Below are 19,403 nucleotides of genomic sequence, written 5' to 3' on the forward strand. Positions count from 1 at the left end.
TTACGACCACTGCGGCACACCGCTGACGAATTCCTCCACGTTGTGCCGGATCACAGCGCCCAGGTCGTTGCTTTTCATAAACACGTTGTGCTGACGACTGGAGCTGGTGCCGTGCTTCAAAATGCTGTCGATCACGGTCAGGTATTTTTCATAGCCCATGCGGGCCGCATACGGCCGGAGCGTTTTCAACCACTCGGCAATATCCTTCCGCAATAGCTTAGTCTTACCGTTGCGTGTCACGACCACTTCCGCATCGAGGCCGTAGCGGATGGCGCGCCACTTATTCTCGCGAAAGATCCAGTGCTTCAGGGGCGTGCGTGTGCTGACCCACTCTTCTTCATGCTCGTGAAACCACTGTGCCAGCAGGTGTATAAAGGCGACGATGCCGAGCGCTTCCGCCAGCGAAGCGGGCTCATCGCAAAAACGCAGCTCCAGGGTGCCCAGCGTGGGATTGGGGCGTACGTCCCACCACAGGTCTTTCATGCTTTGTATGGCTTTTGAGCGGAGCAGGAAATTATAGAGCTTCTCGAACTCCGGCCAATCCTTGACGAGGTACGGCATGCCCGCCGTGGGCATGGCCTCATACGTTGTCGGACGACACGACGAGAGACCGGTATACATGCCTTGCCAGAACGGCGAGCTGGCGGACAGCGCCAGGATGTGCGGCAGAAAGCTCATGAAAAAATAATTGTAGCGGATACATTCTTCACCCGAGGTCATGCCCAGGTGTACGTGCATGCCGTATACCGCCATGCGGCGGATAAGCCACTGGTTGCGGTCGGTCAGCTCGTTGTAGCGCGGCGACGGCGTGATGAGACGATCGCGGTAGTCGGCCAGCGGGTGCGTGCCCGTAGACGATAAGGCAAGGCCCAGGCCGGCGCTGGTCTGGCGTGCTTGCGCCAGCGCCGTGGTCAGGTCGTGCTCCACCGCTTGTACGTCGGCACAGACACCGGTGACAATTTCCAGCGTACTTTGAAAGAACTCTTCTTTGAATGTTTCGGGATTGACCTGTGCGAGCATTTCAGCAGCACGCGGCGTCAGTAGCAACGTTTGCTGATCGAGCACCTGCAGCTCCAACTCCACTCCCAGCGACAGCGCCCGCTGGCTGCTGGTGAACGGCAATTCGATAAGACGGCTATCCTGCATGATAAAAAAGTAAGGAAGATACCGGGCAATCTACTAACTTTCCGACAACAATCAGCATCAACTCCATGTGTGGCATCACCGGCATCTTTGCCTTTAATCTGGTCGGCAAATTCAACAAGATACACGTTACGAATGCCACGATGTCGCTCAGCCGACGCGGTCCGGACTTTCAGGATATTTATCTCGATGATTGGGTTGCGCTCGGCCATCGTCGCCTTTCGATCATCGACACCGCATCGATCGCGCACCAGCCCATGTGGGACGAAAGCAAACGCTACGGAATTGTTTTCAACGGCGAGATCTTTAATTACCAGGAGCTTCGCGACGAGCTTATCGCCAAAGGCTATACGTTCTTTTCGCACTCCGATACCGAGGTCCTGCTGAAGCTGTATATCGACCAACGGGAGAAATGCCTGTCGCGCCTCAACGGGTTCTTCTCGTTCTGCGTGTACGACAAAGAACAGCAAAGCTTTTTTGTTGCGCGCGACCGGTACGGCGTCAAGCCGCTGCTCTATGTCTTCGACGAGGACAAGTTCATCTTTGCCTCTGAGATGAAAGCCGTGCTGCAATACGGCATTGAAAAAAATATAGACCACAGTTCGCTGTATACATTCTTACAGCTGAATTATATACCGGCGCCGGACACGATCTTCACACCGGTCAAGAAGCTGATGCCCGGCCACTACATGACGGTGCGCCGGCAGCAGTTGGACATTCAACCGTACTATCAGATCCCGTACGAACGCGGACAGGAAAATGCGAGCGGCCTGTCGTACGACCAGGCGAAAGAGAAATTAAAAACGTTGCTCGAAGCGGCGGTACAACGCCGGCTGGTGTCGGATGTGCCGCTGGGGTCTTTCCTCAGCGGGGGCATAGACTCTTCGGTCATCTCCGCGCTTGCGGCGCGGCACAAGCCCGACCTGCACACATTCTCCATCGGCTTCCGCGACGAGAAGTTCTTTGACGAGACCGACTATGCCCGTGCCGTAGCGAAGAAGCTGAACACGCAGCATACGGTCTTTTCGCTGACCAACGACGATCTCTTCGCGCACGTCCACACCGTGCTGGACTATACCGACGAGCCTTTTGCCGACTCATCGGCCCTGGCGGTATATATCCTCAGCAAGGAAACACGCAAGCATGTCACCGTGGCCCTTTCGGGCGACGGCGCCGATGAGCTGCTGGCCGGTTATAACAAACATGCCGCCGCATACCGCATGCAGCACCCGGGCTGGAAGGAAACGGCCGTCACCAGTCTGCAGGGACTATGGAAAATTTTACCCAAATCGCGCAATAGCGCGCTGACCAATAAAATACGACAGCTGGCGCGGTATAGCGAGGGGGCATCGTTGTCGGCACAGGACCGGTATTGGCGATGGGCATCGTTTGCCGATCAGGACGAAGCCCTGGCGTTGTTGCATCCCAACCTGCGCGCAGAGGCCGGTTTACAGGAATTTATGCCGCGCCGTAATGCATTGCTGCGCACGCTCCCCGACCGCGAGAACATCAACGATATCCTGCTGACAGATATGAACGTGGTGTTGCCCAACGATATGCTCACCAAGGTAGACCTCATGAGTATGGCCAACGGGCTTGAAGTACGTGTACCGTTCCTCGATTATCAGGTGGTGAATTTCCTTTTCAGCCTGCCTGAATCGTATAAGATCGATCACGACCTGCGCAAGCGCATCTTACAGGATGCCTTCCGCGATGTGTTGCCCGAGCAGCTGTATAACCGGCCCAAGAAAGGATTTGAAGTGCCGCTGCTGAAATGGTTCCGGCGTGAGATGCGGTCATTGATAACAGACGATCTGCTGTCGGAGGCGTTTATCACCCAGCAAGGCATCTTTCACTACCCGGAGATCGACAAGCTCAAAAAGCAGCTTTTCTCCCGCAATCCCGGCGACGTACATGCCCGCATCTGGGGCCTGATCGTCTTCCAGTCGTGGTGGAAAAAGTATCATTGATAAGCGCAGCAGCGGGGCGGCACACATCTTTACTACATCGTTGTAAAGCCTCATCCCGCTTGCATGAAAAAAGCCTTCTTCCTTCTATTACTATCGGCGTGGTGCCTGGCGGGATGCGAACGCATTAAACCCGAGCCGCCGCCTGCCACGGCGCGCGACACCGAGCTGCTGTTGCCGCTCTCGACCGTCAACCTGCCCGTGTATTATCACCTCGACAGCCTCGCGGCCACGCTCAACAACAAGATGCAGGGCACGTTCATCCGCCAGTGGGTACGCCTGAACGAACGCGGCGACAGCCTGTACATCGAGATTGCCCGTACGCGGCCCGTGACCATCCGATGGAAAAGAGATAAGCTTGCCTTTGCGTTTCCGGTCCGGGTACAGGGTAAGTTTATCAAACATGTGGCGGGCATCAAAGTACGGAATGCTACGCCCGTCGCCATGGAGATGGTCTTACACCTCGCCACCAACGTACTGATCAACAAGGATTGGAATTTACTGACGCAGACGGAGCTTCAACGGATCGTCTGGATCAAGGATCCCTTTCTAAAGATCGCGATGGTGCGGATCAATATGCGGAAGATCGTCGAGCAAACGATCCTGTCCAACCGGGAGGCGCTTTCGGGAAAAATGGATCAGGTACTGCACGACCGGTTGGCTACACGTAACGTGATCGAGAAACTGTGGAACGATATTCAGAAGCCGATCCGCATCAACAAGAAGGGCACCGAAGTATGGCTGAAGCCCACGGCCCAGGACCTGCAGGCGCGCCTGGCACGACGCGGCGACTTCATCGCGCTGGAGGCGGAACTGAAGGCCTACGTGCGCACCGTGCTCGAAACGCAGGAGATGCCCGCTACCAACACGGTGCTGCCTCCCTACAAGGCCAAGACCACCGACAGCGATAGCCTGACGTTGTACATCCTGGCGCGCGTGCCCTTTCGGAACATCAACAGCTTGCTCAACAAAGAATTGGGCAACCATACCTTTTCCGCCAAGGGCTATACCGCCACGCTGAAAGATCTGGACGTGTACGGCACCGACGAAGGCATCGCCATACGGTTACAGCTGCGCGGCGACGTAGACGGCCGGGTATACCTGCGCGGTGTATTGGCGTACGATACCGTAAAGGCGGTCTTCTTTGTGCAGAAGTTCAATTTCGACGTCGACTCGGAAAACAGCCTGGTGACCTCCGCCGATTGGCTGCTGCACAACAACGTGCTGGAGGTCGTCAACGAAAAACTCAGGATCCATACCCAACCGTGGATTGACCAGCTCCCCGGCCTCATTGAAAAGGGTGTCGAAAATGGCCGCTCAGGCGATAAGATCGATTTACAGGTGGCCGCCCTGGATGTAAAGCCCCAACAGATCATCGTAACCAAAAACGACGTGCAGGTGGTCCTCAAAGCAACAGGTCAGGCCGCTATTGGCCTTCAACAGAAGGTCTTTACAGGCAAGAAAAAGAAAAAACGTTCTAAAATTCCGGTGTAAGGCTCTAAAAACACCCATAGACAAGAAAAAACACTCGATTTATTAATAAATAGGTTGTTATTTTAACACAACTACAACGATTTCTGACATTTTTATTAAAAAACAGTTCTATTTTTAACGAATAAGTGAGAGAATTGCTTCTACAAACGCGCGTCATTCGGCATTTGGATGAAGGAATGGAGGATAAATGAGCATTAGCATTCATTCAATCCCCTTGCACCAGCGGAGGGATTAAAGCGACATTCAAGAGCTGCCATGCACGCCGGGTTTAACGGACTATTTTGGCGTCTGGTTGTTTAGTAGGGTCAGGTGGAAACACCTGGCCTTTTTTTGTGCCGATATATCTGAACAGAAACGCAAACACAAAATAAAAACAGACCATTCCACAAAATAACACTACAAGATTCTGCACAAGCGTCATTATTGAAAATATTATAATTTTCCAGGCGAGTTAATTTAAACAAGACCCTACCTACAACGTTTTCGGCAATTTTTTACGAAAATAGGTTGTTTTTTTACCCTATTGTTAAAAAATTTATACCAATAAGGCGCCACAATGCCTTGTATCAAACCCTAAAACTAAACAACTATGAAAAAGTCCGTTATTTTCCTGGTCTTGCTGATCGCGGTGAGCATTCTGGCTGTTTTTCAGCCATCGGTGCCTGGCACCATCGTCACGGAAGGCATTGACACTGGCGACACCGCCTGGATGCTGGCCGCCGCGGCCATGGTACTTCTGATGACCCCGGGCCTCGCCTATTTCTATGGCGGTATGATCGATACCAAAAACATCATTTCGACGATGTTGCAAAGCTTCATCGCCATGGGCGTGATCAGCGTGCTGTGGATCCTCGTAGGCTTCAGCCTTGCCTTTGGTGAAGATATCAATGGCTTCATCGGCAGCCCGTCTACCTTCTTTATGTTCCAGCACGTGCTGGACGGCAAGCCCTGGTCGCTGGCTCCCACGATTCCCCTGGTGCTTTTTGCCTTCTTCCAGCTGAAGTTCGCCATCATCACCCCTGCGCTGGTGACGGGTACTTTCGCCGAACGTATCAAATTCAAGTCTTACCTGGTGTTCCTCGTATTGTTCTCCCTGGTGATCTATGCACCGCTGGCACACTGGACATGGCACCCGGACGGCTTCCTCTTTCAATGGGGTGTGCTGGATTTCGCCGGTGGTACCGTCGTACACATGTCCGCTGGTTTCGCCGCGTTGGCAGCGTCTATCTATCTCCGGAATAAAGGAGAAGCAAAAGCACACGTTACTCCGGCAAACATTCCTTTCGTATTGCTGGGTACCGGTTTGCTGTGGTTCGGTTGGTTCGGCTTCAATGCGGGTAGCGCTGTAGGCGCCAACGCCCTGGCGGCTTCGGCTTTCGCCACCACCAACACCGCTTCGGCTGCTGCCGGTCTTGCCTGGATCCTCTTTGACGCTGTGCGTGGCAAAAAGCCTTCGGCACTCGGTTTCTGTATCGGTGCTGTTGTAGGCCTTGTCGCGATCACGCCGGCGGCCGGTTTCGTCACCATTCCCTCGAGCTTGTTCATCGGTACATTCGCCGCGATCATCAGCAACATCGTTGTATCGTGGAAATCTAAAACTTCCCTGGAAGATACACTCGACGTATTCCCTTGCCACGGTGTGGGTGGTGCAGTAGGCATGGTCATGACCGCCCTGCTGGCCAACACCGCTGTGAACGGCGCCAACACGACCGGCAACGGTCTGTTCTTCGGCGAAACGGCTCTCTTCATTGTACACATGAAAGCCCTGGTCGTTGTCGTAGGCTATACGTTCGTCGGCTCGCTCGCGCTGCTGAAGATCACCGACCTGATCATGGGTCTGACCGTCAGCGCAGAAGACAAGAAAGTGGGTCAGGATTACAGCCAGCACGGCGAGAATCTATACCCGATGGACTTCAGCTCGCTGAAAGAGAAAGTCATTTAATCGCGCCCTGGAATACAAGAAGGCCGGAGTAACCACCCGGCCTTCTATAAAACTCATTAACCTTTAGCTGCTAGCCTTTTATTACAAACCAAACCAAATCCTCTATGCAACAGTACGCCACATCTCGTATTGCCAGCCCTTAGTGCGCCCAGGCACTGACTGATGTTCCGCGCCGGAAGGCTTTATACCGGCGCATCCGGAAATCGGTCGGATATACACTTCTTCATCACTAAAGCTCCCCGGGGAGATGTACGAGATCTCCCGCAGGGATCACTCTAGCTTATTGTTTACTAAAAAACACATTGCAAAAATATGAAATCTATAAAAGTAGCCCTTTTAATAGCGACAACTTTATTTACCTTCTCTTTCAACAGCTATAGCCAGACAACAGAGACCGACACGACGAAAACGTTTACGTTTTCGGGTTCCGTCGATGCCTATTTTCACTCGTCCCTCGGCACGACAAACCCCTTCTCTTCCACCGAGTATAATCCCTCCACGTCGTTTGCCAACATGCGCGGCTTCGGCATCGGCATGGTGAACTTCATTGCCAGCTACGAAACTTCCAAGGCGGGCTTTGTGGCCGACGTCGTGTTCGGTCCGCGGGGTAAAGATGCCGTGTTTGCAAACATGTATAGCGAACAGGGCATCGTCAACCAGCTGTATGCATTCTATAAGATCAACGACAAGGTAAAGATCAACATCGGACAGTTCAACACGTTTGTCGGATACGAAGTGATCTCTCCCACGCTCAACTTCCATTACTCTACTTCCTATCTCTTTTCGTGGGGTCCTTTCAGCCACACCGGCGCACGGTTGGATTTCGATCTGGGTAACGGGTACGTTGCAAAGCTCGCCGTCATGAACCCGACGGACCTGGTGGAGTATAATGCCTTCAACTCCTATACCTTCGGCGGTCAGGTCGGTTATGTCAACGACAACGGCGGCGTATGGTTGAACCTGCTCTATGGCGATCAGGACGGCAAGCTGGAAGACTTTAACCTGGACCGCGACGGCGACGGCGATCTGGACGATGTTTCGGATGGCGGTACATTCCAGGCCGACCTGAGCGGTGGCTTTAGTCTGACGGACAATTTCTACCTCGGCTGGAACGCTTCCTACCGCACCGTAAAACAAAATGAGGCGATCGTCGGCGGCGACATTGTCGACGCAGAAGATGCCGACGCGCGTGGTTTCATGGGGGTAGCTTTATATCCTAAACTTACGCTGTCGGATGCCTTCTCGCTCGGCCTACGCGCAGAATACTTTAGCGTAAAATCCGGCTATATAGCGCCGTTCTCACTCGACGACGATGGCGACGGAAACGTGATCGACCTGACGCTGTCGGCGAACTATAAAGTGGGTGACCTGACGATCATTCCCGAGATCCGTATCGACAAGACTTCCGAAGATTCCTTCCTCGATAAGGATAACGAAGCCAAGGATATGATGACGTCGATCAACCTGGCAGCTGTCTATAAATTTTAATCCGGTACCTCCCGGCAATTGCCCTGTTGCCGGGAGTACTTAAACTACAACTAAAACCACTTGTAACATTTCAAAATAATACGCCCATGTCAAAAACTAAATTAGAGTACATCTGGCTTGACGGATATGTTCCCACCCAAAGCCTGCGCAGCAAAACCAAGATCGTTCGCGATTTCGACGGCAAGCTGGAGAGCTGCCCCATGTGGTGTTTCGACGGTAGCTCTACCGAGCAGGCACCCGGAGGCTCTTCCGACTGTCTGCTCAAGCCTGTGGCGATCTTCCCCGACCCGGCACGCAAAAATGCATACCTGGTCATGAACGAGGTGTTGAGCCCCGATGGCACACCGCACCCTTCCAACGGCCGTGCACTGATCGATGACGACGATAACGACTTCTGGTTTGGCTTCGAGCAGGAATACTTCCTGTGGAATCCCGAAACCAATAAGCCGCTGGGCTTCCCGACCAGCGGATATCCGGCGCCGCAAGGCCCCTACTATTGCTCTGTCGGCGCGAAGAATGCCTTCGGCCGCGACATCGTAGAAGAGCACCTCGACTATTGTATCGATGCGGGCATCAACGTAGAAGGTATAAACTCGGAAGTGGCCACGGGCCAGTGGGAGTTCCAGGTCTTTGCAAAAGGCGCAAAGTCTGCCGGCGACCAGGTGTGGGTAGCGCGCTACCTGCTGGAGCGCACGGCGGAGAAATACGGCGTGTCGATCAACTGGCACTGCAAGCCGCTGGGCGCCACCGACTGGAACGGCTCCGGCATGCATGCAAACTTCTCGAACGGACTGCTGCGCAACGCCGGCTCAAAAGATATATATGATCAGGTGTGCCAGTCGTTTGCCCCGGTGGTAAAAGAGCACATCGCCGTATACGGCGCCGACAACCACCTGCGCCTGACGGGCAAACACGAAACACAATCGATCGACAAGTTCTCGTATGGTGTTTCTGACCGCGGCGCGTCTATCCGCATTCCCATTGCTACCGTAGAGAACGGCTGGAAAGGCTGGCTGGAAGACAGAAGGCCTAACTCTGCCGCAGACCCGTACAAGGTCGCTGCGCGTATTATCAAGACTGTAAAATCCGTTCCGGAGTATGCCACAACGAACGGACACTAAGATCTTTCAGGGCGTCTGGTTGTAGTTTGGAGCCGGGCAGAAATGCCCGGCTTCTTTTTTATTATACACCGCAGAAGGCATTGAAGCCCCCGTCTACCGGCACGTTTACGCCTGTTACAAACGCGGCCGCGTCTGAGCACAGCCACACGAGTGTACCGATCAGCTCTTCGGGGCGGCCGAAGCGGGCAAAGGGCGTCTGGTTGATCGCCGCCTGACCACGGGCGGTATAGCTGCCGTCGGCGTTTGTCAGCAGGGTCCTGTTCTGTTCGGTTATAAAGAAGCCCGGCGAAATGGCATTTACGCGCAGGCCTTCACCAAATTTCTTTGCCATTTCTACCGCCAGCCATTGCGTGAAGTTATCAATACCGGCTTTGGCGGCAGAGTAGCCCACCACGCGGGTAATGGGACGGAACGACGACATCGATGCGATGTTGATCACCACTCCGCTACGGCGTGCAGCCATGTCTTTTGAAAATACCTGCGACGGCAACACGGTACCCAGCAGGTTCAGGTCCACCACTTGCTGAAAAGCATCGATGTCGAGGTCGAAGAAGTTTTTGTCGGGTGCTATTACGGCGCCGGCCATGTTTCCACCGGCCGCGTTGACGAGTATATCGACGGTACCAAATTCTTTTATCACCTGCTCATAGGCGGCTTCGAGCTGGTCGCGTTGCAATACGTCGGCGCCTACACCGAGGGCCTTGCCCCTCGCGGCCCGCAGCTCCTTTGCGATATCGTCGGCAGCATCTTTACGACGCCCGAGAATGACGACCGCCGCGCCCGCCGCGCTCAGCCCTTTTACCATGGCTTGTCCCAGCACACCCGTGCCGCCGGTCACTACGGCGGTTTTGCCCGCCAGTGAGAAAAGTTGATTGGTTTGCAAATTCATTGCTGCTCTGTTTCTGTATGCTGATTATATACCTTGCCTGGCTACCGCTTCGCAAAGTCGCCGGCCAGTGCATCGATCGCTGTCGCCGAAAGCGTGCTGCCTTCATGCACCACCACGCGGTACTTCAGGCTGACGGTCTCGCCTTTCTTCAAGGTGAGGTTCAGTTCTTCCTTGCCTTCGCTAAAGATCTTCTGGCCAAGCGGGTTCGCGGCAAACAGGCCGTAGCCCCGCGCATGCCAGTACGTAGGATACCCTACATTCTTCGGATGATCGATCATGACAATGGAGATCTCTTTTCCCGCTGTCTTTCCGTTCAGCGCCGTCCATACCGAGCGCTTGCCCCAGGCAGCATCGCCGCGTACGCCTTCCTTATTTACATACATGCCGGTAACACCCTCGGAGTCCATTTTCCTGACAGTCGTGACATTACCTTGCGCATCCACAAAACTATCTTCCTGGTTGGAGGGCATTTCAAGCGAGCGGGCCACCCGCAGACCGAGCAAGCCATCTTTTACATCTTTAAACACCACCTGGTCGGCACGGGCCTTGAGCGTACAGGCACGATCGATGACGAGGCTCTTGTTCTCTACGTGGAACGTGTAGGTCGTGATCTCTTCCAGCAATACATTTCCATTGATGTCCACCCAGTGGCTCAGCGTTTCGATCTTCGCTTCGGGTTTTCCCTGGTGCACCTGGGTGTTCGCGCCGAGCAGGCGTTGATGGCGGATGGATCCATACTTCGGTTTCTTATCGGCGGCGATGGCATCGCTGTTGTTCCAGAAATCAAGACCGTTTACACTTTCATAGTTCAGCCACAAGCCTACGTGGTGCGGGTGATCGGTGCGTTCGCCGGCGCGCGGCGCCACGGGGTATCCCCGGGTAATGGTCGTGCCCGATACCGTCCTGATGGGATACAGCACCGGCTTTTCGGTCGAGTCGAAATAACAATAGGCCGTCAGCAATTTGCCGTCGTACCATACTTCCACCTTCTTCTTCGCGTCCTGGCGGACAAGCGAAAAGCCCGGTGTTTGAGCAAACGTATGGGCCATGGCGCACAGCAGCATGGCTCCGAGCAGACATCCTTTTATCATAGAATAACTTGTTTTTGACCTAATCTAACGTTTTCGGCCACCAATTATACTAAAATAATAGCGAGGGGGACACACAGGGGATGAACGGAGCATAAAAAAAAGAAACAGCCCATCCGAATGGATGGGCTGTTGAATGCATTGGGAACGGTACCGGTGTTATTCTGGAATTACATAGTGAAATGCAAACCACTCATCTTTGGCAACGTCATAGCTTGTTCCAAACCAGATGCCCTTTTCAGCGGTCGCATCCGGGAAAGCTTTTACAACCTTGAGCGTCGTAGCAGACGGAGTCATCCAGCTGCCTGGGTTTTGCAGCAACAGGCCATCTGTCAATGTGATCTCGTTTGTTTCTTCGTTGATCGCAAAGGTGCCCTCGGTCAATGCACCGTCCTGGTAACGGCTATACTTCATGCCCAGGCGTTCGAAGCGGATCCACGCGCCGTCTACGGCGGCGTCCCAGCTGTCGTTCCAGCCCCAGTCGCGTGAGCTGGCGTGACCTGTGGTCCAACCGCGGCCTTTACCGATCCAGTCTACCGGGTTGCCGGCGGCATCGAGCACCCACGTCTGCGATTGTCCCGGACCACCGGCCAGCAGCGTCAGCAGCTCGCCCGCGCCAAACTTCGGATCAAAGCCTTCATCGGGCGGTAGCGGACCGCTGGGCACCCAGTTGTCAGAGTATTCCTTCGAAATGAAATTGTACGTAATAAGCGCTGGACCTTCTCCATCGACATCCCGGTCGCGCAGAACGCCGAGCTGCATGGCATCTTCGGTCAACGACAACACTACATAGTTTTGCCAGTCGCTGATACCCGTTAACCCGTTCTTTGCGGGTTTATAGCCGCGCAAAATGGTGGCATCGTTGATCGTCAGCATCATCGTATTTGTATTGAGGGTGTACGTACCCACCTCCTCAATACCACCCTCCATGGGTTTGGTGGCGTGGAAACCCGCACCGTTTTTCAGGTCGAACGTCATGACACCATAGTCACCGTCAAGCATCACGCCCGGGTACACATCGGTTAATCCCGGTGCCCACCACAGTGTGGAATGATTGGCGGGATCGTAGAACGAAATCGGACCGGAAAAGAATTTAGCGTCCGTATCCAACACCCAGGCTTTTTCGTTACCGGCGCCACCGCTCAACAGCGTCCAGGTAGGGTCGTTGACGTAGGTCAGGTTGTCTTCCGTTACCTCGATCGTTGTAGGATCCAGCGTCACAAGACCGCCGGCTGTCATAACCGAAAAGTTGATTGTGTAAGTACCTTTAAAGGGGTAGTGCACCGTATCGACAGCACGTGTCGATTTGCCCGTTCCATAATCCCACATCGAGATCGTGCCGGGCGTCGAGTTGGTCAGGATAACGGTGTTACCACCGGCATCGATGTTCAACGCCTGTGTTACATCAAACGTGATCTGCGATTTATCCAGCTTGCTGCCCAGATTGTGATCGTCGTCCTGGCATGACGTGGCCAGGAACAAGATGCCTAGTAGCGCATAAAGTATGGTTTGTATCTTTTTCATATCGAATGCTTGTTTAGGCGGGCCTTACCAGCCTTCGTTTTGTTTCAATACATTGTTCGACAGGGTGATCTGCGTGTACGGTATCTGTTGCAGTCCCTTGGTCAGCTGAATATTCGCCGCCAGGATCTTTTTGTCGGCCGCAACGCCGCCGTTCAATACCGATACCGATGTAGCGATAGCGTTGGCCGCTACGTCAACGCCCTGGCGCAGCAGGTCCCAGTAACGAATGCCTTCTCCCGCAAACTCCAGGCGGCGTTCGTTCATGATGTTGGTCTGGGTAACCGCCAGCGGCGTAAAGTTGTCTTTATAAGCCCGGCGGCGCACGTCGTCAAAATACGTTTGCGCATTGGCACTGCCCAGCTCGGCCGCCATCAGCAGCACGTCCGCATACCGTATCGAAGTATAATCCTGGTATTGGCCGATCATGAAGTTAAAGCCACCCTTCTCTACAGCAATGCTGTTTCCGTCTTCATCTACCATAGGTGAATACTTCTTATTGTAGTAGCCGGTGTATTCGCGCTGGCCTTCCTGGTTGGTGAAGTCCAGTTCTTCGTCTGCAATCGAGATGATCGTGGCAAAGCGGCGGGTATCGTTCTCGTCGTAGGCATCCCACAGCGACTTTGTTACCGTGGCACCGCCCCAGCCGTTCCCATACGGATAGATAAATTGCTCGCGCATGCCGGTCATGACCATCCAGTGGTTACCATCGGTGTTCCCGGAGTAGTCGCTGGTATAGGTATATTTTATCGCAAACACGGTCTCGATGTTGTCTTCACCCGCGTAGTTCAGCAGCGAAGCCGCCGGCCAGAGGTTGGCAAAGTCCGATACGAGGGCATGGCCACTGTTCGTGATCAGGTCTTCCAGGTAGGCCAGGGCTTCCGCCTTGCTCACAACGCCCGCCAGATCGTTTTGGCCGTAGTAGCCGGTGTAGTACAGGTATACACGCGCCAGCAATGCTTCCGCCGCCCACTTGGTAACACGGCCTCGCTCGGCAGCAGGCTGCGCGGCGTAGGTTACGGTTTCCATATTGTCGGCCGCGAATTTCAGGTCTTCGGCAATGACTTTATAGACCTCGGTGGGATCTGCCTGTTGCAGGTTCTCTTCCGACGGCGCGGTCAACAGCGGAATGCTGCCCCAAAGACGCACCATGTCAAAATACAGGTACGCGCGCAGGAAGCGAGCTTCCGACTCGTAGGTCGCACGCAGCCCGTCCGGATCGGTGCCCCACTCTATCTGATCCATCTTGCCGATCAGCATGTTGCAGCGGTAAATGGCTTTGTAGTACGCGATCCAGTTGAGGTTGAACATGTTCTGGTCGGCCGGCGAGCGCAGCTTGTCAAACTCGTCGATCATCTGGTAGCCAAACTGGTCGGATGCACCGGTGCCGCCGAAACTGTTGTCGGAAAATATTTCCGAACCTACCGGCAGGCTGACACCCTCGGCCCACACGGTTTGCAGACCGTCGTAGCAACCCACGAGCGCGGTATACGCGTCCTTCGGTGTCTTGTAAAAGTTCGATTCCGTGGCGACGGTAACCGGCTCGCTGTCCAGGAAGTCGCTGCAGGCACTGATGGTTGCCGCCGCGATGAACATTAATAGATATACACTAAATTTCTTCATAATTCGCAAGCATTAGAATTTAACATTCAAACCGAGCAGGAATGTGCGCGGGCGCGGATAGTAGCCCAGGTCGATGCCCGACGAGAATTTGTCGCGCTCGCCGTTGTCGATTCCGTAGCCGATCTCGGGATCCATACCCGTATACTTCGTGAACGTATACACGTTCAGGACGGAAGCATACAGACGCACCTGGCTGAGGTATTTTTTCTTCATCAGGTTACTAAGATCATACCCCAACGTAACGTTGTTGAGACGCAGGTAGTCGCCGTTTTGTATGTACAGGTCGGAGAAGTTGGTCCAGTTACGGTTGTCGTCCGTTACACGCGGAATGGTGTTGGACGAACCCGGTCCGTGCCAACGGTCCAGGATGGCCGTGGTATAATTTGCATACTGGCTGGACTGGTTACGATACGACTGCACGATCTGGTTGCCGGCTACGCCACTGGCCTGCACCGACAAGTCAAAGCCCTTGTAGTTTGCCGACACCGCAAAGCCGAACGTATAATCGGGGAGCGGGTTGCCGATCTCGTGTCTGTCGCCGTTGTCGATCACACCGTTGTCGTCGCGGTCCACGTAACGCACGTCCCCCGGGCGTGCATTAGGCTGAATAACGCTGCCTTCTGAATTCCGGTAAGACTGTACCTCTTCTTCTGTTTGGAATATGCCCGCCGTAGACAGCCCCCAGAAGTAACCGATGGGATGCCCGTTCTCAGCCCGGTAGAATTCGAGCGCGTTATTGTAGAGCTGGTTGTCAGAACCGTGAATGATGCCGTCGGCCGTCGGGATCTGGCCCACGCGGTTACGGTTATAGGCACCGTTGGCGCTGACGGTATACCGCAGCTCGCCCACGCTGTTGTTATACGCCACCGCCAGCTCGACTCCCGTGTTCTTCACATTACCACCGTTGATCACGGGCGGCAGCGCACCGGCCGTTGCGAGTACGGGCGCGGTGATCAGCCAGTCTTTGGTCGTTTTCTTATACCAGTCAAACGTTACGTTCAGCTTGCCGGTCAGGAACTGTGCATCAAAGCCGATGTCTGTCTGCTCAGATGTTTCCCATTTCAGATCAGGGTTACCCAGCCGGCTGGGATATCCTCCTGGAACCAGCGCGCCTTTGCCCTCTTCCGGGCCAAAGATATAGTTTACGTTCAGGAAAGTGATCGGTGTGAGATACTGGTACGCCATGGCATTCTGGTTACCCACCTGTCCCCAGCTGGCACGCAGCTTCAGGTTGTTAACCCAGGTCTGGTCTTGCATGAACGTTTCATTGCTCAGTACCCAGCCTGCAGACACCGACGGGAAATATCCCCAGCGGTTTGCCGCGTCGAACTTCGAGGAGCCGTCCACGCGAAATGTCGCATTTAGCAGGTATGTCTCTTTGAAATTATAGTTCAAACGGCCAAAGTACGACAGACGCTGCTCATCAAAGATCAGCGGGCCTTCCGCATTGCCCCGGTCCGTCGGACCGCCACCGAGTGTCAGGACCGTAGAGGCATTTGACAACCAACCATACTTCAGCCCATCCAGGGCACTGCCGGTCTTGATGCCCCAGATACCGGAGCGATCGTATTGATAGGCCGAGGTACCCACCATCACATCGAAGCGATGTTCTGTATTGATGTCAAAACCATAGCTGATCAGGTTATCCCAGATAAGCGTGCGACCCTTGCCCATATATTGGTCGACCTTGCTCACGTTGTTGAACGAATAGATGGAGAGCTTAAACTCCGGTGTATAGGCGCGGGTCTCTTCACCGAAATAATCCAGGCCCAGGCTGGTACGGAACTTCAGGCCCTTCAGAGGCTCTACTTGCAGGTATACATCACCGAGGACCCGCTGGTTATTTTTACGATTCTGGTTGTTGTACACCATTTCCGCATAGGGGTTGGCTTCCGAGCCGCCCGTCCAGCTGGCATCGCTGTTGTCAAAGAAATTGCCCTGGTCGTCGTACATCGGCACGAAGGGGCTGGTATTAAATGCTCCGCGAAGCGTGTTATTATATTGGTTCCCTACACCCACGCCGTTGTTGTTTATGTACGCGAAGGTCAGGTGCTGGCCCAATGTGATGAGGTCTTTGTAGAGCTTGTGCTCGGTGTTAATGCGGAAGTTGTATCGTTCATAATACGACAGACCGCGGCCACCCATGATACCTTCTTGCGACTGGTATGCCAGTGAGGCCGAGTATATCGAGCTTTCGGTGCCGCCGGTTGCGCCCAACGCATAGTTCTGGGTAACGGCATCCTCCACAAACATTTCGTCCAGCCAGTCGGTTCCATTGCCCAGGGCAGCGATCTCCTCGTCGGTGAAGACGATGGACTTGCCTGAATTCACCGCCGACTCGTTCATGATCGACGCATATTCGCGTGCGTTGAGCATATCTACCTGGCGTGCCACTTTCTGTACACCGTAGAACGCATCGAACGTCAACTGCGCGCGTGCGCCGGCTTTCCCGCGTTTGGTGGTGATCAGCACTACGCCGTTGGCGGCTTGCGAACCATAGATCGCAGCCGAAGCAGCGTCTTTCAATACGTCGATGGATTCGATGTCGGCGTTGTTGAGATAGGTGATATCCGTTGTTAATACACCGTCTACTACGTAAAGAGGATTACCGTTGCCTACCGTTCCCAAACCGCGGATGGTGACCTTGAGCGGCTCGCCGGGCTGCCCCGACGTAGAGGCTATTTGCACCCCAGGCGCCTGGCCTTGTAGTGCCTGCAGGGCATTGGTGGTACTCATCTTTTGCAGGTCGTCGCCTTTTACGCGCAGGTTGGCGCCCGTATTCAGGGCTTTTTTCTGCTCGCCGTAGCCCACCACGACGATCTCGTCGAGGGTCGCCATGTCTTCTGCCAGTGTCACGGCTATCTTCGTCTGGTTGCCAACGGGCACTTCAGTCGTTTTATAGCCGATAAAGGATATCACCAGCACGTCGGTCGGCGCTGCCTCCAATGTAAAAGCACCGTCTACACCGGCCGTGGTGCCGTAGGCGGTTCCTTTTACCAGGATATTCACCCCCGGCAGCGGCGTACCGGTTTCATCTGTGATCGTTCCTGTAATCACCTGCTTCTGCGCGTACGCCGTGGTAAGGCCCGCCAGAAGAAAGCATACAGAAGCAAACCACAGGCTTCGGTAGATTTGTTTCATCATAGGTTAATTTGGTTTATGGTTATTTCGATTGAGTATATCTCCAATTCCCCTGCGGGAAGTGAATTCAGCTTCCCGGGTTATTTGACTTCCAGCGCGCTGCCGGTATATTCCACCACCTGGTCGGGGCGGACATCGAGCCCGACCCCGGCAGCATGGTCTTTTTTAACCCAAACTATTTGTATCGTCCGTTTCTCCGGCATGCCCTTGTACGTGCCTTTGCGTGCACCGATCGTGAGCGTACCCGTCGACTCGCTATAGGCCAGCGGTATGGTGGCATACGCGCCTTCTTCATAATTGTAATTGATACCCTCGTCTTCGTACAGGGTAAAGGTGGCGTCTTTGCCGGTGAAGACATACAGTGTCAGCGGGTCGGCGACTTTCTCGCCGGTATACTGCAATGCGGGACCTGCCGGCACGATCGACCCTTCTTTTACATACAGGGGCATGCGTTCCAGCGGTGCTTCGGCCTTCAGGGTGCGGCCGCCGGCATAGTAGGTGCCGGTATAAAAATCATACCATCCGTCTGTCGCCGGTAAGTATACGTCGCGCGATCGTTCTTTATACGTATATACCGGGTTCACCAGCAGGGAGGGACCGAACATGTATTGACTGCCGATGTTGTGCACTTTGCTGTCGGCATGGAAGTCCATGACCAGGCCGCGCATGATGGTATAATCGTTCCAGTAGCTTTGGCCCGCCAGTGAATAAATATAAGGCAGCAGGTGGTAGCGCAGCTTGTCGTAATAGACCATGCTGGTATACTCCGGTGTGCCGGCGGGGGCGATGTTGTAGATCTCGCGGAAGGGGAACTGGCCGTGTGAGCGGAACAGCGGGCAGAACGCACCGAACTGGAACCACCGCGTGTTGAGCTCACGCCATTCGTTCAGGGTCTCGCCCGTGGCGTGCTCGTAGCGTTTTTCGACGGAGAAACCACCGATGTCCATCGTCCAGTACGGAAGGCCGCTCAGGCCGAAGTTTATACCGGCCGCGATCTGATCCGCAAAGTCGCTCCAGCGCGATACGATATCACCGCTCCAGGTAGCCGCACCGTAGCGTTGCTGCCCGGCAAAAGCGGAACGGGTGAGGATAAAGACGCGTTTGTCGGGGCTGGATTTGCGTTGCCCCTCGTATACACCCTTGGCATTCATCAGCGAATAGGCATTGAAATATTTCGCGCCGGGGCCGAGGGCCGTGGGGCTCATGTTCACTTTGCGCTCTTCGATCGAAAGGTTCGAATGCATGTCAGGCTCGGTGGCATCCAGCCACCAGGCATCGACACCCAGGCTGTTGAGACGTGTGTCGATCTGGTGCCAGAACAGTTTGCCCGCCTCCGCATTGAACGGATCGTAGAACGTAGACTCGTAGCCTACTCCTACCCAATCCTTGCGTTTCTTCTCGGCATTGCGTACGAAGAGGAAGCCCTTGCTGTTCATCTCTTCATAGTTGGCCGTACCGGTATTGAACTTGGGCCATACCGAGATCATCAACTGGGCATGCAGATCGTCGTGCAGCTCCTTTACCATGCCCGCCGGATCCGGAAAACGCTTCAGGTCGAACTCGTGCGAGCCCCACTTCGGGTCTTCCCAGTATTGCCAGTCGAGCACGATGTTGTCGATCGGAATGCCGCGCTTGCGGTATTCTTTTACCACGTTCATCATTTCCTGGGCATTCCTATACCGCTCCCGGCTTTGCCAGAAGCCCATGGCCCACTTCGGCGCGATCGGGGCCTTGCCCGTGAGGTACCGGTAGCCTGCAATGACATCGTCGGCGTTCTTCCCCTTGATAAAGTAATAGTTGATCTCGTCGCCCACCTCCGACGACAACGTGAGCCGCTCCTGGTCTTCCTGCGGGTAGGGGTCGAGATGCTTCACGGCGATATACGCGCCACCGTCGGGCGTCCACTCGATCTTTATCCTGTATCTTATACCCATCTCCGAGCCCACGAGGCGTCTTCTAAGCTAGTATGGCGGCGTGGGGGTGAAA

The 19,403-nt window shown here is 54.5% G+C and carries 12 protein-coding genes; 5 read left to right on the top strand and 7 right to left on the bottom strand.

The annotated features are described in order from the left end of the window. The gene (locus KK078_RS10025; RefSeq protein WP_254090128.1) at positions 1 to 1,146 is read right to left on the bottom strand and encodes a carboxylate-amine ligase; all 1,146 of its coding nucleotides are present in this window, start codon (positions 1,144 to 1,146) and stop codon (positions 1 to 3) included. Positions 1,147 to 1,211: 65 nt separating this feature from the next. On the opposite strand from KK078_RS10025, the gene asnB reads away from it, so the two are divergent. From asnB to KK078_RS10050, 5 genes are all read left to right on the top strand, one after another. Beyond that, positions 1,212 to 3,113 carry an asparagine synthase (glutamine-hydrolyzing) gene (gene asnB, locus KK078_RS10030; RefSeq protein WP_254090129.1) on the top strand — a complete coding sequence of 634 codons (1,902 nt, stop codon included), beginning with the start codon at positions 1,212 to 1,214 and terminating at the stop codon, positions 3,111 to 3,113. Positions 3,114 to 3,176: 63 nt separating this feature from the next. Continuing rightward, complete coding sequence (locus tag KK078_RS10035; RefSeq protein ID WP_254090130.1) at positions 3,177 to 4,604, top strand: DUF4403 family protein; 1,428 nt, start codon at positions 3,177 to 3,179, stop codon at positions 4,602 to 4,604. A gap of 589 nt (positions 4,605 to 5,193) precedes the next feature. After that, entirely contained in the window at positions 5,194 to 6,546 is a 1,353-nt protein-coding gene (locus KK078_RS10040; protein ID WP_254090131.1) for an ammonium transporter, read from the top strand. A 312-nt stretch (positions 6,547 to 6,858) separates the two neighbouring features. After that, positions 6,859 to 8,034, top strand: coding sequence for an outer membrane beta-barrel protein (locus tag KK078_RS10045; RefSeq protein ID WP_254090132.1), 1,176 nt, complete (start codon positions 6,859 to 6,861; stop codon positions 8,032 to 8,034). A gap of 86 nt (positions 8,035 to 8,120) precedes the next feature. After that, positions 8,121 to 9,155 (top strand): glutamine synthetase beta-grasp domain-containing protein, encoded by a 1,035-nt coding sequence (locus KK078_RS10050; protein ID WP_254090133.1) that lies wholly within the window; start codon positions 8,121 to 8,123, stop codon positions 9,153 to 9,155. Between the two features lie 61 nt (positions 9,156 to 9,216). Here the strand turns inward: KK078_RS10050 and KK078_RS10055 are convergent, their stop codons facing one another. The 6 genes from KK078_RS10055 to KK078_RS10080 all read right to left on the bottom strand — a co-directional run bounded on the left by KK078_RS10055 (position 9,217) and on the right by KK078_RS10080 (position 19,351). Then, positions 9,217 to 10,044, bottom strand: coding sequence for an SDR family oxidoreductase (locus tag KK078_RS10055; protein ID WP_254090134.1), 828 nt, complete (start codon positions 10,042 to 10,044; stop codon positions 9,217 to 9,219). A 41-nt stretch (positions 10,045 to 10,085) separates the two neighbouring features. After that, positions 10,086 to 11,135 (bottom strand): DUF6807 domain-containing protein, encoded by a 1,050-nt coding sequence (locus KK078_RS10060; protein WP_254090135.1) that lies wholly within the window; start codon positions 11,133 to 11,135, stop codon positions 10,086 to 10,088. Positions 11,136 to 11,291: 156 nt separating this feature from the next. Next, positions 11,292 to 12,656, bottom strand: coding sequence for a hypothetical protein (locus KK078_RS10065; protein WP_254090136.1), 1,365 nt, complete (start codon positions 12,654 to 12,656; stop codon positions 11,292 to 11,294). Positions 12,657 to 12,680: 24 nt separating this feature from the next. Beyond that, complete coding sequence (locus tag KK078_RS10070; protein ID WP_254090137.1) at positions 12,681 to 14,276, bottom strand: RagB/SusD family nutrient uptake outer membrane protein; 1,596 nt, start codon at positions 14,274 to 14,276, stop codon at positions 12,681 to 12,683. A 12-nt stretch (positions 14,277 to 14,288) separates the two neighbouring features. After that, a complete protein-coding gene (locus KK078_RS10075; protein ID WP_254090138.1) occupies positions 14,289 to 17,420 on the bottom strand; it encodes a SusC/RagA family TonB-linked outer membrane protein in 3,132 nt (1,043 codons plus the stop codon). A gap of 77 nt (positions 17,421 to 17,497) precedes the next feature. Next, positions 17,498 to 19,351: a glycoside hydrolase family 31 protein gene (locus KK078_RS10080; RefSeq protein ID WP_254090139.1), complete on the bottom strand. Its 1,854-nt coding sequence runs from the start codon at positions 19,349 to 19,351 to the stop codon at positions 17,498 to 17,500. Positions 19,352 to 19,403 lie beyond the last annotated feature (52 nt).

It is taken from the genome of Dawidia soli, from assembly GCF_018598185.1.
In the GTDB taxonomy this organism is placed as follows: Bacteria; Bacteroidota; Bacteroidia; order Cytophagales; family Cyclobacteriaceae; genus Ohtaekwangia; species Ohtaekwangia soli.